We start from the raw sequence: 22,476 nt of genomic DNA, 5'->3' as shown, positions 1-22,476 counted from the left end.
GCAGGTGTTCCGCGGCACACCCAGGGACCTTGAGAATCCATGACCTCCCTGGCCAAGAAGTACGACGACTCCAAGCTGTCGGCCCGGTTCACCATGCTCATGGGCCTCCTGATGTCCGGAGAGCTGGACGGCCTGCTGTCGATGGACAACCTGCGCACCTCTGCTTTGGCGATGTCCTACGTCGTCGCTCTCGTCGCAATGGCACTGAGCGTCGTCATGTCGCTGCTGCGCCAGGGCCGCAACTACCTGAATCCGGCTGAAGCTCCGCCGGAGGTCCAGACGGGGCCGGTCTGGCACGAGGCGAGACTCTTCACGGACCCGTGGTACCAGGTTCCCGCCATCTACTGCGCGTTCGTGTTGATCGTCCGACTGATCACGGACCTGATCATCGAACCGCCGGCTTCCGAACGGACCGTGTGGTACCTCGTGTTCGTGGCCTTTCTGTCCGTCGTCCTGCCGCTCAGCATCAGCAGACGAGTGAGCCTCGAGAGAGCCGACCTGGACGGTGTGCCTGGCCGGCGCCGCGGCGAAAAGCCGACGGTCGCGGAGACGTTCCGCGATCCCTGGTTCACCCTTCCTGCGATGGCGGTCGGGGCTGTCCACCTCGCAAGGTACGGCATGGAGGCGATCGAAGAGGACCCCTCTTCGATCGCGGCGACGCTATGGTTCATCGCGCCGCTCGCGGCGATGGCAATGGCCACCATCATGCCGTCAATCGATCAGCTCCACCGACGGCGGAAGCTGGACAACACCCAAGAGCCGGGGGCCTCTGACGTCTCGGTCGATGCCGTCGGCTCGGGGTCGGAGTCGCCGTGACGCGATCAGCGGGAGCAGCCGGCCGGCGACGCGGGCGATGAAGCAAACCGGTAAACGAAAGGCGAAAGAAGAGAGGGACGAAAGCGGTCCCTGGGCCAAGCTGTCGCTCGTAGCGCTGCTCCTCATCGCCGGCTTCAGCTCGGGTGTGCTCACGCCTGAGACCATCCGCACGTCGGCCCTGGCCATGGCGTATCTGGCCGGTCTGGTTGTGATGGTGGCATCCATCGCCATCTCGCTCGGGCGGACCTGGGGCAACAGGCAGGCTCCGGGACAGCCGGAAGCCCGTCCCGAGCCAGCCTGGCATGTCTACCGTACGTTCACCGATCCGCTGTTTCAGGGTCCGGCTGTCTTCTGTGTGTTCGTTCTGGTGCTCGACCTGGTAGCGGACCTGGCGGCCGAACCGCCCCAGTCAGCGGCAGGAGTCTGGCTGCTCTGGACCGTGGCAACAGCGGCCGTTCTCGCGCTTCTCCTCGCGATCTCGAGGCCTCAACCGAACTGGGGCCGGACTTCGCGCAACTACCCACGGCTCTCGGAGCGAAGCGAACACGGGGCGGAGCAGCCATTCGTCGATCCGTGGTTCAGCATTCCGGGCGGGATTGCCATGCTGGTCGTCCTTCTCAGAGGGGCAGTCGAACTGGTCGAGGAGTATCCGTCTAGCGCCTTCCCCTGGCTCTTCGTCTTCGCTGCTGTTGTAGCGGGAGCGGCCGCGGCCACCGGCCTGGTGAGGAGCTTCCTGCGGCAAGAGTCGCAGCGAGACGGGTAGTCCGGCGCGATGACCGACGGAGCGCCCCTGGCGACGGCCGAGGCCCGCATGGCCGATGGCAACCGCATCATCCTCAGGCGGCATGGCAACCCCAGCGGACCACGCCTCGTCGTCAGTCACTGCAACGGCTTCGCCGCCGATGCCTACTACCCGTTCTGGTCGCGGCTCACCGACCGGTTCGATGTCGTTCTCTTCGACCTCCGCAACCACGGCTGGAACCCCGTCGGCGATCGCGAGACCCACAGCATCGGAACGTTCGTCGACGACCACATGTGCGTCGCAGAGGCGATCGATCGGCACTTCGGCGCCAAGCCGAAGATCGGGGTGTTCCACTCCGTATCGGCCCAAACGGCGCTGATCCACGCCAGTCGCGAGTCGGCCTACTCGGCGCTCGTTCTGTTCGACCCGGTCGTCTGCCCGCCAGGCTGCCGGACCGAGGACGTCGCGAAGGTGGGGACGATGCTCCGCCAACTGGGCGAGGCCGCTCTGAGGCGTCGCGAACGCTTCCCAAGCCGCGAGGAGTTCGTGGACCGGGTACTGCGCGCGCCCGCCTTCCAGCTTCTCTGCCCCGGCGCGCCCGAACTCATCGCGCGCACCACGCTGCGGCAAGCCTCGAACGGCGACGGATACGTACTGCGCTGCCCGAGGGAGTACGAAGCCACCATTTCTCTGGAAGGCCCTCGATGGGCAGGAGCCGCGGACCTGAGCCGCGTTTCGTGTCCCGCGAAGATCATCGGCTCCGATCCCACGGTGCCTTTCTCATTTCTGCCCACGGTGGATCTCGGGGAGATCCTGGCCCTCGACTACGACTTCGTGCCAGACACGACACACTTGCTCCAGCTTGAGCAGCCGGCAGAGTGCGTCGCGGCGATGATGCCGTTCGTGGAGCGGTGCGTCATGGAGGCGGCCTCGTAACGGAAGAGAAGGGACTAGGCCAGTCGCAGCCCGGAAGGAGCGTTCGAGGTCAGCCTGAGGGCTACCGGTCGCCGTGCCGTTGGCGTCGCACCCACTCCGCCGGGTCGTGGTCCCAGTCGTGGCCCGTGTCGGAGATGCCGCCGAGCGCCGACTCGATGTCATCCCAGCGCCGTTCGTCATCGAGTCCGCGTTGGATCAGTCGAGCGATGAGAGCGCTACGCTGCCCCGGACCTGCACGGCGGTCGAGTTCCGCCACGAGATCGTCGTCTAACGCGATGTGCAAACGCATGAGTCGAAACTAGCGCACACAAGACCAGCAGAACCGTAGCTGACCACGTCGCTTGGTGGCTCGAGCGGATGCCGGCGGGACGCAGGCGCACCCAGTCTGTAACGTCACTCCGCCAGCAATGACGCCCTAACGATCTCCCGGTCGTTGCGGTGCACGATGTGGCCGTTCGCGTAGGCGGGGTGGACCCAGAGGAGCTTGCCCAGTTCGCGGCGGACACGTCTGCTCGGCGTCGTGGGTTCGAGCAGGCGGGTGCGGTCGATCTCGTGGTAACCGTCCCGGCTCAGCCGGGCGATCATCAGTTCGCCCCGGTCGTTGCTGATGAAGTAGCGGTCGCCGTTCCTGACCAGGAACGCGGTGGCGATGCGCGCGTCCTCGCTGGGTCCGAAGGTCGCCCAGACTTCCTTTCCGGTGGCTCGGTCGATGGCGCGCAGTGCACCCTGGCCGCCGATGCCGTAGATCATGTCGCCGTCGAAGGCCGGCGTGGAGTTGAATGCATGAAGGCCGTCGAGGTCCTCCTTGCTGCTGCTCCTGCCCTTCCAGGCGATCCTGGCCCGAGGCTTCCTATCTGACTCGCCGGCGACTTCGATCAGCGTCGAACCATGCGACGCGGACGACACGAGGAGCTGGTTCCCGTCCTGGATCGGTGTGGCGATCGTCTGCCCGTACTCCACGTCGTAGGGGAACTGCCAGAACACCTCGCCGCCGTCCGGATCGAGCCCGGCGATGCCCTTCGGATGCCAGACGATGAGGTGCCGCCTGCCGCCCAGCTCGTAGATGACCGGCGGGTTGTAGCCCGGCTCGTTGCCGACCTCCATCGAGCGCCAGAGTTCGCGACCGTTCTCCCGATCGAACGCCACGACCATGGCGTCGGGCTCGCCGCCGACCAGCGTGATGATCTGCCGGCCATCCACCAGTGGGGCGCCGACGAAGCCCCAGGCCTGCACGGGAGCCCCGTAGTCCTCGACCAGGTCGTGCCGCCAGAGCACGCGGCCGTCCTCGACCGAAAGCGCCGCCAGATAGCCGGCTGAACCGAGCACGTAGACGCGGTCGCCGTCGACGGTCGGCGTGGCCCGTGGGCCGTTCGAGTAGGCGGGCATGAGGCCGGCGAGGCCGGTTTCCCAGGCGTGCTCCCAGAGCTCCTTCCCGGTCGCCTCGTCTAGCACCAGGAGGCGCTCGCGGCCGCGGTTGCCCGGCAACCGCTCGAAATCCGTCGCGAACACGCGCCCGCCGGCCACCGCCGGACCGCCGTAGCCCGGGCCGATCGGCACTCGCCAGACGAAGTGGAGGCCGTCCTCGGGGAACCGGTCGAGGATGCCGTCCTCGTGCCAGATGCCGCGGCGTTCGGCGCCCCGCCACTGCGGCCAGTCATCGGCTGGTGCGCTGGGCGCCACCGCGAGGCCCAGCGCGAGGCAAGCGAGCAGGGGTTTGGTTCGCATGCGCTGGAGCTTAGCCCGCGGGGTGTCGCGGGTTCGTGAAGTGCGGTAGTTTGTCCGACGCGATGCGCCGCTTCGTCCTGCCGCTGATCGTCGCCGCGCTGGCGCCTCTTTCGTGCGGCTCTCCACCCCACGTCAGTGCCGACCTCGTTTACCGCCACGGCCTGGATTTCCCGCCGACGCGGCTGCGTCCCGGCTGGAACCGGGTCTGGGTGGGCCGGGAGCTGGAACGGGTGGACCGGCTCATTCACCGGGTCCAGGTGATTCCCGAGTTCGCGGGCGACCTGATGAACATGACGGGGAGCCAGCGGGAGCAAATGGCCGGCGAGATCGCCTGCCCTCCACTCGACCATCCCGTCTGGGACGAGCTGACTCGCGGCCAGGACATCGAGGTCGACCTGGTGACCGCGGACCGCGGACGGTTCACGACGGTCTCGTGCCGGAAGGCGCTGAGATAGAAGCTACTCGTCGGTGCCGACCGGACCGCGTAGCCGCTTCGTTGCGCCGCGCTGCCTCTTGGCCTCCAGCCGTCTCGCCCGGGCGCGGGCGGACGGTCGAGTGGCCACCCGCGGCCGAGGCTCGACAGCAGCTTCTTCGATCATCGACGCAAGCCTCGTGAGCGCCGCCTCCCGGTTCCGGGCCTGCGTGCGGTGAGTGTCGCAGAAGACGACGATCTCACCTGCCACGGTTAGGCGCTTCCCCGCCAGGCGTTGCAGGCGCTGGCGCAACGGGCCTTCGATGCCGGCCGCGTCGAGGTCGAGCCGGCACTGAACGGCCGTCGCGACCTTGTTCACGTTCTGCCCGCCTGGGCCGGACGCGCGGACGAACTTGAAGGTCAGGGCGGTTTCGGGGATCTCCAGGCCGCCGATGTCTATGGGGGCCATGGTTCCTATGCTCTCAGACGCGGCGACTCGGGCTCGCCGCTTCGCGGCGTCGCGCGAATACCGGCCAGAAGGCCGGCGCACCCAGGCCGGCGCACCCAGTGTGTGGCCGCCACGCCCCTCGTCAGTCCTCGGTGTACCGGATCTCCATGCGGCGGATGATCAGGGCGGTTGCCGTGAGTACGACGGCGGCCAGGCCGAGCAGGCCGAGGACGGAGACGGCAGCGGGAGGCGGTTCGACCACCACGGCGAACGGACCGTCGGAAAGAGGCACCGGCAGCAAGCCCTTCAGGTAGTGGATCACGCTGAGCTTCTTCAGCGCCGGCGGCAGGAGGAAGTGCAGCATCTCCCACACGTAGAGGAGGCCCGCCGGGATGATCGGGTTCCGGAACACCATGCCGATCAGCGTGAACAGCGAGCCGTAGCCGATGCAGGCGAGCAGGGTCACGCCCAGGTAGGCCACCAGATGACCGCCACCCGGGCCGGCGGTCAGGTCCTCGATCGCTCCCGAGAAACCAACGGGCAGGTAGATCAGGACGTAGCTGAACACGGTGCTGGCCATGAACAACACGGCCACGGCGGCGACCGCGGCCAGGTACTTGGCCACCACGACCAGTTCGCGGCGCAGCGGCGTCAGCAGCAGGTAGTGCAGGCTGCGTTCGAGGATCTCGCCCCGGAACAGGTTGAAGAACACGTACAGGCAACCGAAGAACAGGATGGCGCCGAGAAAGACCGTCTCGAAGATCGTCTCGTAGACGGTCCGGTTGCCGAACCGCTCCAGCACCGTCTGGCCGCCGATCGGAATGGAGCCGACGAGCAGGACGATCGCCACCGGAACCGCCGACGCGAGCCCCAGGATCACCGCCCTGCGGGTCAGGAGCAGCCGGCGCAGCTCCAACCGCACGAGTCCCCCGACCTGTCGGGCCAGCAGCGCCCAGTCGATGCGCGTCCGCGCCGCCGTCTCCTGGGCCACCGTCACGAGGGTTCCTCCTCTTCATGGACAAGGTAGCGGTAGACCGCCTGCAAGTCGCTGTCGGCCGGGCCGACCGCTTCGACCTCCACGCCGCCCTCGGCGACGAGTTCGGCGACCAGGCGCAGAAAGCGGTCCGCGTCCCGGGTGCGCAGGTGCAGGCCGCCGCCGTCGTCGTGAAGCTGAACTTCGGTCACGTGGTCCAGCTCGAAGGCGCGGCTGGCGAGCCACTGCGGGCGATCGCAGCGCACGAACACCTGCAGCGGCTGCTCGCGCACTTCCTCGACTTCCGCCCGCATCCCGGGCACCTCGCCTTCGGCGACGATGTACCCGTTCGAGATCAGGATCACGCGGTCCGAGAGCAGGTCGACCTCGTGCAGGATGTGGCTCGAGACCAGCACGTGCTGGCCTTCCCGCGCCAGTTGACGGAAGAGTTCGATCGTTTCGGCGCGCACCATCGGATCGAGGCCGTTGAGCGGCTCGTCGAGCACCATGACCTGCGGCCCGTGGGCGATAGCCTGGGCCAGCTTGATCCGCTGCCGCATGCCCTTGCTATAGCCCGCGATCCGGCGGTGAGCCGAGTCGACGAGGCCGACCCGATCCAGCGCACGGGCGGTCAGGCGTTCCGCCTCGCCGCGGTCCAGGCCGTGCAGCAGCAGATAGGAAAAGACGAACTGCCAGCCGGTGGCGCCGCGCGGGAAGGAGTCGTACTGCGTGCAGTAGCCGAAGCGGTGGAACAGATCCTGCGGCCTGGTGACCGGGAGGCCGAGGATGCTGATCTCGCCCCGCGTCGGCCGCAACAGACCCGCGAGCAGGTTCATCAGCGTGCTCTTGCCGGACCCGTTCGGGCCGACCAGGCTGGTGATGCCGGGCTCGATCTCCAGATCGACCCGGTTGACGCCGAGCACGTCGCCATAGAACTTCGAGACGTCGCGGATCACGATGTTGCGGGCACCGCTCACTTGACGACCTCGAAGGCGCGCACGCGCCGGTAGAGCAGGGCCGCCGACAGCGCGGCCAGCCCCACTACAGCCACCCATGCCGCCGCAGCCGGCATCTCGCCGGGCGACTCGACGCCGAAGACCGCGTCCGAGAGGGCGTCCGTCACGTCGAACGCCACGACCATGCTACCCAGCCAGGAGTCGTAGAACTGCTTGTAGAACTCGCCGAAGGCCGTGCCGGTGAGAATCGCGCCCATGAACACGATCCGGGCCCAGGGCTTCCACTTCACCCAGGCCGCGATCGCCAGCATCGGCAAGGACATGCAGAGCGTCCAGACCGCCGACAGAAGGACCAGGGACGGTGCGATCCGCCAATGTTCCAGCAACCACTCCCGGCCGCCCAGTGACGCCTGAATGACGAACAGGAGCAGCCCCGGCGCCCAGGTGATCGCGGAAACCAGGACGCCGAGCACGACGAGCTTGCCGAGCACGTAGTCGGTCCGGGTCAGCGGCCGCGAGAGATAGAGCGGCATCGCCCGGTTGCGGAGATCCGCCGACACGAGGGAGGGGCCGACGACCAGGACGACGATGAACGCGAGATAGAGCTGGGCGCGCAGGAAGAGGTTCTGGAAGAACCAGGTGTTGACCTGAACGAACTCGAGCAGGTCGCCCGAATCGATGTTGATCAGGGCCAGCGCCTCCGCGTTGTAGCGCAGGTACATGGCGACGAGCAGCACCAGCGGCCAGGCGAAACAGAAGGCGAAGAAGGCCAGGAAGAGCTTCGACGCGAAGACGTCGCGCAGACCGTAACGGCTGATGACGAGGAACCGCGTCCGGGCCGGCATCAGGGGGCCGCTGTAACCCTTGTAGCCGTGGTCATAGACGGCCATCGTCGCCCTCCATCGCCTTGAGGAAGATGTCCTCCAGCGAAGTGCGCTTGTGATCCAGACGGCGAATGGTCACGTCCTGCTCGATCGCCGAGGCGTAGATGTGGCGCACCTTGACGCCCGGCGGCAGCACGGCCTTGATCCGGCGGCGGTTGACCACCGCGACCTCGCAGCCGAGCCCCTCGATCGCCGCCCGGAAGCTGCTCCCCGCGCCCTCGCGGTCGGCGGCGAGATCGAGTTCGAGGAAGCGGCGGTTGGCGCGCCGCTCCTCGGCCAGGTTGCAGTAGGTGGCGATCCGCCCACGGTTCAGCACCAGCACCTCCTCGCAGCACTCCTCCACGTCCCGTAGCAGGTGCGACGAGACGACGATCCTCGCCTTCCCCGAATCCCGGATCTCCCGGATCAGGCGCAGCATGCGGAGCCGGGCGGGCGGGTCGAGCCCGTTCGTCGGCTCATCGAGGAAGAGCAGGCTGGGACCATGGACGATGCCCTGCGCCAGCTTGAGCAACTGCTTCATGCCCAGGGAGTAGGTCTCCACGTTGCGGTACCGCGCCTCACCCAGGCCCACGTAGAAGAACACCTCGTGGGCGCGTTCCAGGGCGGCTTCGGACGGCAACCCGGAGAGTTCTCCCATCAGGCGCACGAAGCGGACGCCGGAGATGCCGGCGATGAAGGCGTCCCGCTCCGGCATGTAGCCGATCCGGCGCCGCAGTTCCCGGCCCTGAGCCTGGATGTCCATGCCGAACAGGCGGGCGGTGCCGGCCGACGGCTTGTAGAAGCCGAGCAGGGTGTTCAGCAGCGTCGTCTTGCCGGCGCCGTTCGGCCCCAGGAGGCCGATCGCCCGGCCCGAGAAAGCGCCGCGCAGGTCGTCGAGGACCTGGTGCCGGCCGAACCGGACCCCGAGACCGTCGAGGTCGATGACCGGCGGCGCCTCACTCATCAAGCAGCAGGCCTCAGGCGGGTGTCCGGCAATCTCTCCGCGACCTGATCGTCCACGCCGGCCGCCGGCTCGCCCTCCGGCTCGGGATCGGCCCCGTCGTCGATCGACTCCAGGCCCTCCAGGAGATTGGGGAGTCCGAACAGCGGGCCCAACCCGGTGAAGGCCAGCAAGCTCGGACCGCTGGAGGTCACGACGATCTCGCTCTGGCCCGCGTACACCGTGTAGAGCGCCGGCCCCTGACTGTTCAGTTGTTCCTCGATCGCCTGGACCACGGCCTGCTGATCGTCGCCGGCGACCTCGGTCGGCAGCAGGTCGAACAGTTCGCTCGCCGTCTCGGTAAGCCGGTTGTAGACCATCGCGGAGAAGTCGGCGTAGCCGTTCTCGGGCAGCAGATCGAGGAACTCCTGGCTCGAGGTCAGCGACGCGCCACTGCCGCGGTACCGGATCGCGGTGTCGATCGTTGCCACGTTGGAGGCGCTCACCATGTACCCGTCAAAGTACGTGTAGAAGATCTCGGGAGTTTCGAGCAGGCGCAGTATGGCCGCGCCAGCGGTGGCGTCTTCGTCGCCTTCGCCCGCTTCGTCGTCCTCCCCGTCGCCGTCGTCCACCTCGAGGCCGAGACGGTAGACGGTGCGGCCGCCCGACTCCTGTTCGTCGAGAACGAGCCGTGCATTCCCGTTCCCGTCCAGGTTCCCCGTGACCTCGGCCGCTTTGTCCACCAGCACCTCGATCGAACTCTGCAGCGCATCCGCATCGTAGACGGCCGCCACCGCCTTCCACGCCGGGACCGGCAGCACCGGACCGTCGATGCCGGCCGCGTACTCGCCGCCAACGTGCTGGAGCAGGTCGTCGCGCAGCGACAGTCCGAGTTCGGCCCTGACCTCCGCCATCGGCTCGGCGATGTCGATGCCGTGTTCGCTCAAGAAGCCCGTCAGCTCGTCATAGATCGTGAGCGGATCCTCGATCACGCCGGCGGAAACAAACGACGCATCGGGCGAGAAGAACTCGAGCGCTCCGTTGGCACCCGGTTCAGCCAACCACGACACGATTCCCGAGCGCTCACCGTCAAAGCTCAGCGCAGCCGTGATGTCGGCCCGGTCGCCGTCCTGGGTACGGGCGACGACGAGGTCCTGGACCCTGTCGAGCCCCGTGAAGGCGAAGACCGCGACTTCTTCCACGTCCTCGTCATCCTCGTCGCCCTCTTCCTCCTGTTCGTTCTCCTCGTCTTCCTCCGCGTCGCGAATCCCGGCAATGACGCCGGCCAAGTCGACCGCGGCGAGCAGCTCCGCGCCTTCCGCGTAGCGCTGCGCCAGCCGGCCGTGCAGGCGCGAGCCGACGAACGGGTTGGCGGCGCCATCCCGGTTTGCTGCCACCGTCCGCAGGGCGGTCAGCGAAGTCGACGCCGCGGCGAGGTCGTCGGTGATCCACAGCAGCAGCCCCTCGTCCTGCCCGGTGGCCGAATCCAGGTCGTCGACGATGTTGACCGGCGCTTCGTCGGTTGAAGGCGCGAGTTCCGCCAGGTGATCCTCGATCGCCTCACGCAGGGCCGCGGAGTCGGTCACTTCGGTGACCGCCAGGGGGGCCATGTCTTCCTCGACCAGGTCACCGACGACGGCGACGACCGTCTCGTCGCCCATCGCATCCCCAAGGCCGCGCAGAGCGCCGACCACGTCTTCGATCGTGCCCGCCTCGTCGGAGGCCTCGAACTCCTCCCACCACCCGGCGAGCAGTTCGCTCGACTCCATCCGCGAGCGCACCAGCTCGAACAGGTCCCCAAGCGTCGCCGGCGCGTTCGGCATCGCCAGGTAGAACTTCGTATCGCTCGGCATCAGGTCGAGCAACCGGGTCGAGTGCCGCGCCGGCGCCGCGTCCATCAACTGGTTCAGCTCGCTGCGCAGCGACTTGAACTCTTCGAGCACCGCCAGGTAGCGGTCGGCGTCCTGGCTCCAGCCAACCTCCTCCTGCAGCGTCATCGCGATCAGTGTCGGCCGGCTCCGCAACTGATCGCCGGCCAGCAGGCTGTGCCGCTCGCGGCCCTTCTCGACTTCGACCTCGCCCTCGATCACCGAGACCCGCGAACCCTTCACGCCGTGAGTGACCGCGAAGATCGTGCCCTTGACCGACACGAGCATCTCCTCGGTCGACACGACCAGCGACCGGTTCTCCTGCTCCGCCGCCTGGACGATCACGCTGCCCCGGTCGACCCGGATGCGGTCGCCGCGACGGCGGGCATCGACGCGGAACGTGGTCAGGCCGGCGGCCTCGATCCGCGATCCGTCCACGAGTTCGAACACGCCGCGGCTGCCGGCACCGGTGCGGACCCGGGCGCCGCCGTCGATCGCGTCTCCGGGCGCGAGCGGCACGAGTTCGGAGTCACTGCCGGAACCGGCAACGAAGATCCGGCCGTCGACGTTCTGGACCTGAACGATCCCGTCCTGTGGCGGCTGCAGCACGCGCTGAGAGGTCCAGACGCCTGCCGCTGCTAGGGCGACCACCGCGGCCGCCGCGGCGTAGTAGCGGCCGACCCGCGCCGGCGCCGCCGGTCCGGACCAGTCCGAAACGGCGCGACCCGCGCGCACGGCCTGCAGGTGCTTGCGGCAGGGAATGCACTCGCGGCTGTGATCCTCGACCAGCAGGCGCTGGGCCTCGGGAAGCGTCCCCGCGACCAGGGCCGGCATCCGTGCCTGGTAGTCGGCGCAGGAGGTCAGGGTCCCTGACGTCGAGGAGGCGTCGCCCGGTTCCCCGGCGGCTCCCGCATCCGCGGTCGCGGCGGCGAGGGCACTCTGCACACGCGCCGCTGCCGCGCTGGCGGCACCGGCCGGCGGCTGCTCGGCGGCGATCGCCTCCGCGGTTTCGATCAAGGTCCGATTCATCTGGTTGCGGTTGCTCATCGCAGCATCCTTCCCTTGCCTGCCTGTCCTTCCTCTTCCGCTTCCGGTTGCTCCTCGGCCAGCGCCAGGCTCAGGCGCTTCCGCAGGCGGTGCAGCGTTACCGCCACCGTCATCCGCGAGGTGCCGAGCATCGGTCCGATCTCCGAGTTGCGGTAGCCCTCGAAGTAGCGCAACGCGAACATCTCCGCCGCGCGTGGGTTCACCTTCGCCAGTTCCCGCCGCAGCCGGTCACGCAGTTCCCGCGAGGCGAAGCGTCGATCCGGGTCACTCGTCCCGTCGACCGCCGGTTCAATCTCCTCGATCACCTGCTGATCGAGCGCCACCAGACGGGAACGCTTGCGCGAGCGGAGCAGGTCGAGCGACGCGTTGATCGCCGCCCGCCTCAGGTAGCCCCCGGCGTTCCCTGGCACAAGCGCCGCGGGCGGCCGCTTCACGAGCCGCAGGAAGATCGTCTGCAGCACGTCCTCGGCGTCCGTCGCGTTGCCGGTGACCCGGTAGGCCGTGTAGAAGATGAGCCGGTTGTGCTCCTCGAACAGTTCCTGCAGCGTCGCTCCCGGATCCGGGATCGGAGGAGGCGCAGCGGGCGGCTCTTCGGTCATCGAAACGCTTGCGATCGTCAAGTGACGTCTCCTTGGCTCCGTGTGTGGCGGCTCGACACCGCGCACCGGTGGGTTCATGGTTGAAGACGCCGCAACGGACGTTTGTTTAGCAGACGGGAGGGCGCCCTACTCCTCCGCGGACCGCACCACGGCCGCGAGCAGCACCGTCGCCAGGGCGACGACGCCGCCGCCCAGCCAGGTGAGCAGGTGCGGCTGCTCGCCGTGGAACCACATCGCCCAGAACGGGGTGAGCGCCGGTTCCAGGAGCAGCAGGAGCGCGACGACGGGAGCTTGCAGGACGCGGGCGGCCCGGGTCACGAAGACGTAGGCGAGCGCGACCTGGAACAGGCCGAGATACACCACGATCAGGAGCTCGCCGGGGGCGGCGGAGTTGAGCGGCGCCATGACCGGCAGGCACGCGAGGCAGACGATCACGTTGCCGCAGGCAGCGGCCGCGATCCCGGGAGCGCGGGCCGCAGCTCCGTCCCCCGCAGAGGACGTACCGCCGCTCGCACCAGCCGCTCGTCCCGCCGGCGGCGACCGGCCCGCGGCGCGCAGACCGATCAGCGTCAGGCCGTAGGCCAGGCCGCAGAATGTAGCGAGCACGTTCCCCGTCCGGGGATCCGGCGCGGTGGCCGCGGCATCGGCGCCGCCGAAGAACGCCATCACCAGACCGGCGCCGAACAGCGGCACGAAGAGAAGCTGCCGCCCGTCCGGTCGTTCCCGCAACAGGAGGGGCGAGAGCAGCAGCACGAACAGGGGCGCGGTCGACTGCAGGAAGATCGTCTCGGCTGCCGTCGTCCGCTTCGCCGCGTGGACGAACAGCAACAGGGTCAGGCAGTAGCAGCAGCCGGTCCCCAGGGTGAGGAGGAAAGCGCGGCGCCGTTGCGGGCTGCGCCACCAGCCGATGGCCGCGGGCACTCGGCTCGCCCGGCTCACGCCACCCGCCCACCTCCGCGCCGCGGGAATCGCGACCAGCAGGACGGCAGCCGCGATCAGGGAGCGCGTACCGGCCACCTGCCAGGCATCGAGCTGCGTCGCCTTGACCGCGGCGCCACCAGTCGAGAAGAGGATGCCGGCGACGATCGCCTGGAACGCCGCGGACGAGCGCAACGTCATCGGAAACGACTCCGCAACAAGCCTGTATCGTACCGGGCCGGGGATCTGCTAGCAGTCTGCGGACCGTGCTCCCGCATGGGTGCGGAACTCATACGCCGGCACGGAAGTTGCTTCCACCACGCGTCAGGATCGACCAACGAAGCTCCAGGTGGAGCATGGGAGGCAGCATGGTGACCCGATCTGAGCGAAGTCCGCGATCGGCGCCGGCCCTGGCGTCGTTGCTGTGCCTCATCCTGGCAGGGGCACTGCAAGCTCAGCCCAACCAGCCCTTCGTCGAGTCGGTCGACGTCCAGGTGGTCGAGGTCGACGTCGTCGTCACCGACAGGAAGGGTCGTCCGATCAAGGGTCTGGCACGCGAGGACTTCGAGCTCTATGTCGACGGCCAGCCGGTCGAGATCACGAACTTCTACGAGTCGGCGATCTATGTCGAGCAACGGGCCGAACGCCGCAACAGGGAACGGCCTGTCGTCCGCAGCGAAGACACCCTCGGCACCGCGGACGAAGGTGCGCTCACTGTCGTCTTCTACCTCGATGATCCGAACATCTTCCCGTCCCACCGCACTCGCCTGCTGCGGCGCCTGGAGGCCGCGGTCGAACCGTGGAGATCGATGGACGCGAGCTTCATGCTCGCGCGGTTCGTCCACCGGCTCGAAGTGCTTGTCCCGCCGACCCGCGACCTGGACGCGATCCTCGCGGGAGCCGCCAGCGTCCCCAAGGGGTCACCGCGCGCGATCCAGAACGGCGACGGCGCCCGCCGCTTGGCGATCAGCAACATGCTCGACAACGACGAGTTCTGCAGGATGGCGCGCTTCTGCCGCCCCTGCGTGGACAATTGGGGCGAACTGCTGTCCCTGGCGAGGCAGCACGCGGACAATCAGGCGACGAACACGGCGATCGCGGCCGACGGGCTGGCCGACCTGGTGACGACCCTCGGGGGCGTGCCGGGGAAGAAGACCGTGGTGCACGTCACCGACGGCCTGCCCCAGCGACCGGGTATCTCGGTTCTCGACTTCCTGGGCAACGAGCTCTGCAGAGACCTGAGACCCACCGCGGCCTCGGAGACGATGTCGGAAATCGTCCAGTACGACGAGAGCCGCCGGTTCAACCGGATCTCCGCTCATGCCAACGCCAATCGCGTTACGTTCTACGGTCTGGATGCGGCCGGCCTCCGAAGTGCAGCCCCGGACATCTCGTTCGACAACCCCACTCGCGCCCCATCTCCCCACAACGCCACCCTCCGGGCGATGAACGCGCAGAGCGGGCTCCACCTCCTGGCCAACGAAACCGGCGGCAAGGCCCTGATCAACGCGAATGACCTGTCGATCCTCCTCGACGACATGACCGGTCAACTCTCCGCCTCGTACTCCCTCGGTTTCGTTCCCGAGCAGCGCAGGTTGGGCCAAACGCGGCAAATCTCCGTGCAACTCGCGCCCGGCGCCGACAAGGGCCGCAGGATCGAGTACCGGCGCACCTACCGCGACAAGTCACTGGACGAGCGGCTCGCCGAGCGGCTTCTCTCGGTCGCGTACCTCGGCAACCGGGAGAATCCGCTCGAAGCGGTGGTCGAGTTCGGCGCCACCAAGCTGCTGGAGAAGAAGATCCACGAGTTGACCGTCGGCGTCAGCGTGCCGGCGGAGTCCATCCTGAGCTTGCCCGGCAGGGACGGCGCGTCGCCGAACGCGAGCGCCCAACTCCGCCTCTGGCTGGTCGCCGTCGAAGACGAGAACGGCGCGCGGACCACCGTCCGGCAGAAGGCGATCACCGTCGGCGGCGCCGCGGGCGTCGCGGCCAAGGATGGTAACTACCGCGTCGAAGTCGCGATGAACCTGCCCGAAGGGGATTATCAGGTCGCGGTCGGAATCCGGGACGAGACGACGGGGTTAACGTCCCTGATTCGCGAACCAGTATCCGTGCCGCCGGAGTAGGCGGCCGCCGAGGGAGGCCAGACGTTGCAGCAGAACGCACTCGCGCGCATGAAGAGCCATCTTCCATCCACCACGACGGCGACGCTGCTTGTGCTCGCCGGCGCCGCCGCTGTTCAGGCCCAGCCGAGCGAGACCTTCATCGACACCCTCGACGTGCAGGTCGTCGAAGTCGATGTCGTGGTCACGGACCGCAGCGGCCGCCCGGTCAGGGGTTTGACCCGTGACGACTTCGAGCTCTACGTGGACGGCGAACCGGTCGAGATCACGAACTTCTTCGAGTCGGAGATCCTGGGCCAAGCGGCCGAGCCAGCGGACCGGACCGCCGCGCCGACCGCCGATGCCGAGCCGTCCGAAGCCGAGGCAGCGGCCGATCCCGCCTCGCTCACGATCGTCCTCTACATGGACGACGCGAACCTCTTCCCGCCCTACCGCTCCCGTCTGCTCAGGCGCCTGGAGAAGGCGGTCGAGTCGTGGCGGTCCCTGAACGCGCGGTTCATGTTCGCGCGGTTCGTCAACCGGCTGGAAGTCGTCGTGCCGCCGACCCGGGATCTCGACGCGATCCTCAAGGCCGCGGCCAAGCGCCCCAAGGGACTGGCCCGCGCCGTCCGGAACCAGCGGTCCCGGCAGTTCACGCTGGAGGACATCAACGTGAACAGCCGGGGATGCCAGAACACCGGCCAGCTCGTGGCGCTCGCCGAGACGTACGCGGTCGAGCAGGCGAATCGCGCCGCGATCGCGGCCGACGGGCTCGCCGATCTGACCAGCACCCTGGCCGGAATCCCCGGGAGGAAGGCGATCGTCTACATGAGCGACGGCCTGCCGCAGCAGCCCGGGCTCTCGGCCTTCGACTACATCGCCCAGGACCTCTGCCCGAACGACCCGCGCATCGTCCCCGAGACGAACGCGGCCGCTCAGCGCCACGACGAAACACGCCGCTTCCAGCAGCTCACGGCGCACGCCAACGCGAACCGCGTCACTCTCTTCACGCTGGACGCCGGCGGCATTCGCACCGGACTCAGCCAGTCGATGTCGTTCGATGGAAGGGCGCCGTCGTACCAGAACGACCGACTGCACTGGACGAACATCCAGGGCGGCCTGCAGCAGCTCGCGTCTGAAACCGGCGGCAAGGCGCTTCTCAACTCGAACGACCTGGCCGACCTGCTCGACGACGTGACCGAGCAGCTCGCCTCCACCTACTCCCTGGGCTTCTCCCCGGACGAGCGAAGGTCGGGCGAGGTACGCCGCCTGAAGGTCGAACTCGCGCCCCACGCCGCTCGGGGCCGCAGCGTGGAGTACCGCCGGTCCTACCGCGACAAGACCCAGGACGAGCAACTCGCGGAACGACTGATTTCCGCGGCCTACCTCGGCAGCACCCCGAATCCGCTTGGCGTCGCGGTCGACCTGGGCGCGACGACCCCGCGGGAGAAGAAGGTGCACCGGCAACCGGTCAGCATTGTCGTACCCGAAGAGGCCGTCCTGCTGGTGCCGGGCGACGGCGGACCGAGCGGCGCGCTCCGTCTTCTCCTGCTCGCCGTCGACGAGGACAGGCGCGGGCGCGCGCCGGTGCGACAGATGACGGTGCCCGTGGGCCCTGCCGGCGACGTCCAGGCCACCGAGGGCGCCTTTCGCTTCGAGGTCTCGGTGAGTCTGGCCGAGGGTGACTACCAGGTCGTCGTCGGCGTCCGGGACGAGACGACGGGAGAGATGTCCCTGGTCCGGGAGGTGGCGCAGGTGCCGTCGCGGTAGCGTCCGTCGACGAGGACCCGCCCATGCCCGTACCCGTCCCGCCTCTGAAGCAGGCTGAACTGCCGAAGCGCAAGACCGCGCTTCTGAAGATGATGGGCCCGGGCATCGTCATGGCCGGAATCGCGATCGGCTCCGGCGAGCTGATCATGTGGCCGTGGATCACATCGATCGTCGGGGCGGAGCTCATCTGGGCAGCCGCGATCGGGATCTTCCTCCAACTCTGGATCAACGTCGAGGTTGGACGGTGGACCGTGGTCACCGGCGAAAGCCCCCTGATCGGCATGGTCCGGGTCGTCAAGCTGATCGTCTATCTCTGGGTCTTTCTCGTCGTCGTCGGGAAGTTCCTTCCGGGTTGGGCTCGCGAGACCGGCGTCTCCCTCCGGAGCCTGATCTTCGGCGTCGAGAACACGAGTCTCCCCGAGTGGCTCTGGGCGGAGTGGGTGTGGACCGCCATCGTCTTCGCCGTGATCGCGGCCATTCTGTTCGGGCCCAAGGTCATCTACACCGCGGTCGAACGCTGCATCATGGGGCTGGTCGCCATCATCGTCGTCGGTCTGATCTACGTCGTATGGACGATCGGATCAGCGGATCTCTTCGGTGACATGTGGCGCGGTCTACTGAATGTGGGGCGCTTCCCGGACTTTCCCGTTGAGATCCCGCCGGTCGACGGCGAAGCGCGCCCGCCATTCGCATTCAGCCAGTTCTTCGGTGCGCTCGTGTTCGCGGGATTGGGCGGTCTCGGCAATCTCTACTACGCGTACTACCTGCGCGAAAAGAAGGTCGGCATGGGGCAGCGCATGCCGCCCCTCATGAGCCCGACACACAAGCACGAGGTCAAGGAGATAGACGCCGGCTACGTTTATACGGAGTCGGAGGAGAACCACCGGCGTTTCCGGGACTGGATGAAGTACGTGTGGGTGGACCAGGTCTTCTGCTTCTGGATCCTCGGCAGCTTCACGATGTTCCTGTTCATCTTCGGCTCGCTCGCCGTGCTGCATCCCGAAGGTCTCGTTCCCAGCCGCGGAAGCCTGGTGTGGGATCTGGCCAAGATGCTGGAAGAGACGATGGGCACCTCCGGGCACTATCTGTTTCTTGTCGTCGGCATGGCGGCGCTGTTCAGCTCGCAGTTGGGAGGCGTGGACGGGGGGAGCCGGATCTTCGCGGACATGCTCCACACCAGCTTCAAGTTCGGGCGCCGGCTCTCCCTGGAGAAGTGGTATCTCGTCCTGGTGGGCGCGACGATCGTCATCGGCACGGCCAGTGTCGCCTTCTTCGAGAGAAGGGGGACGGCGGGACTCGACTTCCTGTTCTACTCGGCGCTCATCGGCGGATTCGCCATGGCGGTCTACGTGCCGCTGCTCCTGTACATGAACCTGACGAAGCTGCCGAAGTCGGCGCGACCCGGCTGGATCAACATCCTCTTCGTGAGCATCGCTTCGGTGATGTACATCGCGTTCGCGGTGTACACCGTCGCGGAGAAGGTCGCGCGGATGGTGACCGGCGGCTAGACCAGCAGGGAAGAGCTAGTCGCGGACCCTGCTCTCGGCCCAGGGGACGATGTCGACCCTCGTGCAAACACCGTCCGGCAAGCAGTACGAGTAGGTCCCCGGGGCCAGATCCATCACCACGAACTCGTCCCCGTCTTTCTGAACCTGGCCTCGATCAGCTATTGCGGCCAGGGTGTCGCCGACATCGACCAGGGCGCCCCCGGGCGTGACCAGCCAGGCTTCCCACGAGTCCGGTACGCGCAGAGCGCCGCGATCGGGCGACATCTCCACCCCGATCGGAGCGTCATCCCGGATCTCGAACCGCCAGCCGACCATTCCGAGGCCATCAGCCCGGACGACGACATCCACCACCTCCGCTTCCATCGGTAACCAGTGAGGAGCGGTGCCCGAGCCGTCGGTGTAGCCGTTCGAGTCCACGCGTCGTGTCCCGGCCGGAAAGTGGACGAACGTCTGAGCGCCGGACACGGGTACACCGCCCGCACGGACGACGATGGACACGGGCCGCAGGTCCTCCAGAAGCAGCTCCACATCCTCGATCCGGTCGTCACTCGCCACCTGAAGTTGTAGCTCCCGCGAACGGACTTCGCGGTCATCGATCCAGCCCTCGGCAGAGAGGCTGTACTCCCACTCCGGTAGACCGGTGATCTCGAACGTCCCGGACGAATCGGTCTTTCTGCGCCACGTGGCCGGCATCAGGTGGTCGAGCGGCTCACCCGCCACTTCATCAATCGCTACCATCCAGACGTATGCGCCTTCCACCGGCTCGAGGAGTCCCGTCGCGACGTTCCTCCGCACGACGCGGCCGCTGATCGTGCTTCCCGGCAGCTCGATCCGCACTCGCGCAACGCCATCCGAATCGGCCGCGATCTCGAAGTTGCCGGCGTCGTTGACCTCGCGGTCATCGAAACCGTCCCAACCGTCCGAGTCCCAACCGCCTTCGCAGGGATCGCAGCCAGGAGCCGGAGTCACCTCGACCGGCCAGAAGCCCTCCCGCGGCAGCAGGCCGCTGAAGCGGCCCTCCTCCCGACTCCGAAAGGAAATCCGTTCGAACCCCCACATGCCGCCGAACCAGACCATCGCGTCTTCGAGGGGTTCCCCTCCTCGCTCGATCCGACCGACCAGCGGAACGGCATCCAGTTCGATCGTGTAGTGATCCTGGCCGAAGAAACGGATGACCTCCTGGTGCCATCGGTTGCCTCGACGGTCCTCGACGTGCACCTCATAGTCGCCAGCCGGCAGACCACGCCATACGAAGGTACCGTCGCTTCGCCGTTCCCCGAATTCGAAGTCGCGATTCCAGCCCTCGACGTCACCATTGGGCCCGAGCGTCACGGCGAAGATGATCGGCTTCAGGTCGCCGATCTCCAGAACAGTGGGCGCCAGGAAGGAAACGGTCAACAGATTCCCCGCCGCCGACTGGAGCTGTCCCAGGTCGATCCGGTCGTTCAGCGACCCGATACGCACCGACCAACTGTCACCGTCCGAGCCGGCCAGCCTGAGTTCATACAACCCCGGCGAAAGCCCCTCGAACATGAAGACGCCGCGTGTGTCGGTCCAGGAGGACCACCCGAATGCCCCATAAGCATCCCGTTGCCTCATCCCGAACCTGTGGCTCGACGCGTCCTGCGAGTCCATGCTCCCGGTGACCACTGCCCCCCGAACCGGCTCGATCAGTCCCAGATCCGTGTCGGCCGCAACGGTCACTTCAGACCGCAAGACGGGCAGGAAGACGCCCAGGCGGACGCGCAGGTCCACCGTTTCGTCGCGGGCGAACGGACAGGCGATCAGCACCTCGCGCCGTTCGGGCTGACGGTCGACCTCGCAGGGGCCGCCATAGCTCCCCTGTTCGAGCCGCACGCCGCGATTGCCGACCCGGCCGGCGATCCGGACGTGGCCGCTCCGCAGGAGGTCGACTCCCCGATCCGTACCGTCGACGGCGAATCGCACTACCCCCTCCGGAACCAGGGTCAGTGACACTTCCTCGTCGTCCGGGGCGATGTAAGCCGTGGAACTCCACCAACCCTCTGACCGAGCGGACGCGACCCAGCCGGACCGTGACTCGGCCTCAGGGACGGCCACCTGGAAACTCTGGTCCTCCGCAGCGACCTCAATCATGAAGGAAGCCACCGGTGCGCGCGTCGATGCCTCGGCAAACTCGATCGTCACGTCGCCCGACGGCGCTTCATCGCGAGACGCGATGGCGTCCAGGTGGACCGTGAGTTCGACGTAGTCCGCGGTCTGGGCCTGGGCAGGGCCGCTCGACGTATCTGCCGCGAAGGCCAGAATGGTCAGCACCACGGCGACCAGAGACTGTCTGCCTGGTGCGCGATACTTCATCCTCGCGTTCCGCCGCGACGATTCTACGGAAGCACGCCGGAGTCGTACCCTTTGATGCAGCACTGGAACCGTGTACACTTTGCAATCGTGTACACTGCAATGGTGAGGAAGCAGCATGAGAAACATCACCCTCAGTGCTGACGAGAAGCTGATCGACGCGGCTCGCGAAGAAGCCCGGCGAAGAAGGACCACGCTGAACGCGGAGTTCCGTGCCTGGCTGGCCCAGTACGCCCGCAGCCAGCAGGGCGCACGCCGAGTCAGGGAGTACGGCCGACTCATGGACGCGATGACCGAGGTTTCGGCAGGCCGTCGATTCTCCCGGGATGAGATGAATGCCCGCTGACTTCTTCCTCGACACCAACATCTTCGTCTACACCTTCGATCAACGCGACCCGGAAAAGCAGGCTCTCGCTCGCAACCTGGTGGAGCGTGCATTGGGGACCGGCGAGGGAGTGGTCAGTTCCCAGGTCGTGCAGGAGTTCCTGAACGTTGCCCTACGGAAGTTCGAGCGCCCTCTCTCGGACGAACAGGCGCTTCGCTACCTGCGGGACGTGCTGGATCCGCTGTGCTCTGTCTTCCCCAGCATCTCCCTCTACGAAACGGCCCTCTCCCTCCACCGGCGGTGGCGATTCAGCTTCTACGATTCGCTGATCGTCGCGGCGGCCCTGGAGTCGAACTGCAACGTGCTCTACAGCGAAGACCTGCAGGACGGCCAGGAGATCGAATCGCTGACCGTCGCCAACCCATTCTGACTGCGAGCAGGGTTCGATCCTCACTCATGGTGGTCCTCGAACCGGCCCGATCGAGCCCAGGTCCGTGTCGGCGGCAATCGGCACTTCGGACCGCACAAGAGGAAGAAACGGCCCCAACCGGACCCGCAAGTCCACCGTCTCGTCCCGGGCAAAGGGGCAAACGATCAGCACCTCGCGCCGATGCGGCTTGCTATCGACCAAGCACGGGCCACCGTAGGTCCCAGGCTCAAGGTGTACGCCCCCTTCGCCGACCCGGCCGCTGATCCATACATCGCCGGTCTCGAGTCGGTCCACTTTGCGGTCAATACCGTCGACCGCGAACCGTACAAGCCCCTCGGGAACCAGGGTCAGCGATACGGCCCGTTCGTCCGCAGGAATGTACGCGGTAGAACTCCACCAACCAGGCGACCGCGCCGATGCGAACCAGCCGGATCGCGAGTCGAACACGGGCAGGGTCACCTGGAAGGTCTGCTCCCCCGCCGGCGCCTCAACGATGTACAGGACGACGGGCTCGCGCGTCGCCGCTTCGATGAACTCAAGTTCTACGTCACCGGCCGGCACCTCGTCGCGCGCAACGGCGACTGTCAAGGCGACGCCGAGTTCCACGCTGTCCGCCGCCTGTCGTGCGAATCTGTGCGGTGGACCCGCGACCGCCGAGATCAGGACGAGCGGCGCCATTGTTCCAAACATGGTCGCGTTCATTCTCGTCATTCCCGGCTTGTCCTGTGAATGTTGTACGGATCAACGCCTCGACCAGTCTAGGG

The 22,476-nt window shown here is 67.3% G+C and carries 21 protein-coding genes; 9 read left to right on the top strand and 12 right to left on the bottom strand.

The genetic code is table 11. The features are described from left to right. Positions 1-39 precede the first annotated feature (39 nt). From OXG83_13730 to OXG83_13720, 3 genes are read left to right on the top strand one after another with little or no spacing between them, the layout of a single operon-like run. Entirely contained in the window at positions 40-816 is a 777-nt protein-coding gene (locus OXG83_13730; GenBank protein MCY3966090.1) for a hypothetical protein, read from the top strand. A 37-nt stretch (positions 817-853) separates the two neighbouring features. Continuing rightward, positions 854-1,579: a hypothetical protein gene (locus tag OXG83_13725; protein ID MCY3966089.1), complete on the top strand. Its 726-nt coding sequence runs from the start codon at positions 854-856 to the stop codon at positions 1,577-1,579. Positions 1,580-1,588: 9 nt separating this feature from the next. Then, positions 1,589-2,494 carry an alpha/beta hydrolase gene (locus tag OXG83_13720; GenBank protein MCY3966088.1) on the top strand — a complete coding sequence of 302 codons (906 nt, stop codon included), beginning with the start codon at positions 1,589-1,591 and terminating at the stop codon, positions 2,492-2,494. 61 nt (positions 2,495-2,555) lie between these two features. On the opposite strand, the gene OXG83_13715 is transcribed toward OXG83_13720, so the two are convergent. After that, the gene (locus tag OXG83_13715) at positions 2,556-2,783 is read right to left on the bottom strand and encodes a hypothetical protein (protein ID MCY3966087.1); all 228 of its coding nucleotides are present in this window, start codon (positions 2,781-2,783) and stop codon (positions 2,556-2,558) included. 104 nt (positions 2,784-2,887) lie between these two features. Continuing rightward, positions 2,888-4,219, bottom strand: coding sequence for a PQQ-like beta-propeller repeat protein (locus OXG83_13710; GenBank protein MCY3966086.1), 1,332 nt, complete (start codon positions 4,217-4,219; stop codon positions 2,888-2,890). Positions 4,220-4,281: 62 nt separating this feature from the next. Between OXG83_13710 and OXG83_13705 the strand changes: the two genes are divergently transcribed. Continuing rightward, positions 4,282-4,674: a hypothetical protein gene (locus tag OXG83_13705; protein MCY3966085.1), complete on the top strand. Its 393-nt coding sequence runs from the start codon at positions 4,282-4,284 to the stop codon at positions 4,672-4,674. A gap of 3 nt (positions 4,675-4,677) precedes the next feature. On the opposite strand, the gene arfB is transcribed toward OXG83_13705, so the two are convergent. From arfB to OXG83_13665, 8 genes are all read right to left on the bottom strand, one after another. After that, positions 4,678-5,100: an alternative ribosome rescue aminoacyl-tRNA hydrolase ArfB gene (gene arfB, locus OXG83_13700; GenBank protein ID MCY3966084.1), complete on the bottom strand. Its 423-nt coding sequence runs from the start codon at positions 5,098-5,100 to the stop codon at positions 4,678-4,680. Between the two features lie 121 nt (positions 5,101-5,221). Then, the gene (locus OXG83_13695) at positions 5,222-6,076 is read right to left on the bottom strand and encodes a hypothetical protein (GenBank protein MCY3966083.1); all 855 of its coding nucleotides are present in this window, start codon (positions 6,074-6,076) and stop codon (positions 5,222-5,224) included. Continuing rightward, a complete protein-coding gene (locus tag OXG83_13690; protein ID MCY3966082.1) occupies positions 6,073-7,029 on the bottom strand; it encodes an ABC transporter ATP-binding protein in 957 nt (318 codons plus the stop codon). Before OXG83_13690 ends, OXG83_13695 begins: the two co-directional genes overlap by 4 nt. Then, positions 7,026-7,898: a hypothetical protein gene (locus OXG83_13685; GenBank protein ID MCY3966081.1), complete on the bottom strand. Its 873-nt coding sequence runs from the start codon at positions 7,896-7,898 to the stop codon at positions 7,026-7,028. The genes OXG83_13690 and OXG83_13685 overlap by 4 nt, the downstream gene beginning before the upstream one ends. Continuing rightward, a complete protein-coding gene (locus OXG83_13680; GenBank protein MCY3966080.1) occupies positions 7,885-8,835 on the bottom strand; it encodes an ABC transporter ATP-binding protein in 951 nt (316 codons plus the stop codon). The genes OXG83_13685 and OXG83_13680 overlap by 14 nt, the downstream gene beginning before the upstream one ends. Beyond that, positions 8,835-11,726, bottom strand: a complete 2,892-nt coding sequence (locus OXG83_13675; protein MCY3966079.1) for a FecR family protein — start codon at positions 11,724-11,726, stop codon at positions 8,835-8,837. The genes OXG83_13680 and OXG83_13675 overlap by 1 nt, the downstream gene beginning before the upstream one ends. Further along, positions 11,723-12,346 (bottom strand): sigma-70 family RNA polymerase sigma factor, encoded by a 624-nt coding sequence (locus tag OXG83_13670; GenBank protein MCY3966078.1) that lies wholly within the window; start codon positions 12,344-12,346, stop codon positions 11,723-11,725. Before OXG83_13670 ends, OXG83_13675 begins: the two co-directional genes overlap by 4 nt. 105 nt (positions 12,347-12,451) lie before the next feature. Further along, on the bottom strand, positions 12,452-13,444 hold the full coding sequence (locus OXG83_13665) for a DMT family transporter (protein MCY3966077.1): 993 nt from the start codon (positions 13,442-13,444) through the stop codon (positions 12,452-12,454). A gap of 167 nt (positions 13,445-13,611) precedes the next feature. Here OXG83_13665 and OXG83_13660 point away from each other — a divergent pair, with 167 nt between their 5' ends. From OXG83_13660 to OXG83_13650, 3 genes are read left to right on the top strand one after another with little or no spacing between them, the layout of a single operon-like run. After that, positions 13,612-15,369, top strand: a complete 1,758-nt coding sequence (locus OXG83_13660) for a VWA domain-containing protein (protein ID MCY3966076.1) — start codon at positions 13,612-13,614, stop codon at positions 15,367-15,369. 24 nt (positions 15,370-15,393) lie between these two features. Next, positions 15,394-17,115, top strand: coding sequence for a VWA domain-containing protein (locus OXG83_13655; protein MCY3966075.1), 1,722 nt, complete (start codon positions 15,394-15,396; stop codon positions 17,113-17,115). A gap of 23 nt (positions 17,116-17,138) precedes the next feature. Continuing rightward, positions 17,139-18,623 (top strand): Nramp family divalent metal transporter, encoded by a 1,485-nt coding sequence (locus tag OXG83_13650; GenBank protein ID MCY3966074.1) that lies wholly within the window; start codon positions 17,139-17,141, stop codon positions 18,621-18,623. A 15-nt stretch (positions 18,624-18,638) separates the two neighbouring features. Here OXG83_13650 and OXG83_13645 read toward each other — a convergent pair whose 3' ends face one another. Continuing rightward, positions 18,639-20,960, bottom strand: a complete 2,322-nt coding sequence (locus OXG83_13645) for a carboxypeptidase-like regulatory domain-containing protein (GenBank protein MCY3966073.1) — start codon at positions 20,958-20,960, stop codon at positions 18,639-18,641. A 115-nt stretch (positions 20,961-21,075) separates the two neighbouring features. Between OXG83_13645 and OXG83_13640 the strand changes: the two genes are divergently transcribed. Next, positions 21,076-21,303 (top strand): hypothetical protein, encoded by a 228-nt coding sequence (locus tag OXG83_13640; protein MCY3966072.1) that lies wholly within the window; start codon positions 21,076-21,078, stop codon positions 21,301-21,303. After that, on the top strand, positions 21,293-21,712 hold the full coding sequence (locus OXG83_13635) for a PIN domain-containing protein (GenBank protein ID MCY3966071.1): 420 nt from the start codon (positions 21,293-21,295) through the stop codon (positions 21,710-21,712). The genes OXG83_13640 and OXG83_13635 overlap by 11 nt, the downstream gene beginning before the upstream one ends. A gap of 24 nt (positions 21,713-21,736) precedes the next feature. Here the strand turns inward: OXG83_13635 and OXG83_13630 are convergent, their stop codons facing one another. Continuing rightward, positions 21,737-22,423 (bottom strand): hypothetical protein, encoded by a 687-nt coding sequence (locus OXG83_13630; protein ID MCY3966070.1) that lies wholly within the window; start codon positions 22,421-22,423, stop codon positions 21,737-21,739. Positions 22,424-22,476: the final 53 nt, after the last annotated feature.

It is taken from the genome of Acidobacteriota bacterium (genome assembly GCA_026707545.1).
Classification (GTDB): Bacteria; Acidobacteriota; Thermoanaerobaculia; order Multivoradales; family Multivoraceae; genus Multivorans.
This window is presented reverse-complemented; position numbering and strand designations above follow the sequence as displayed.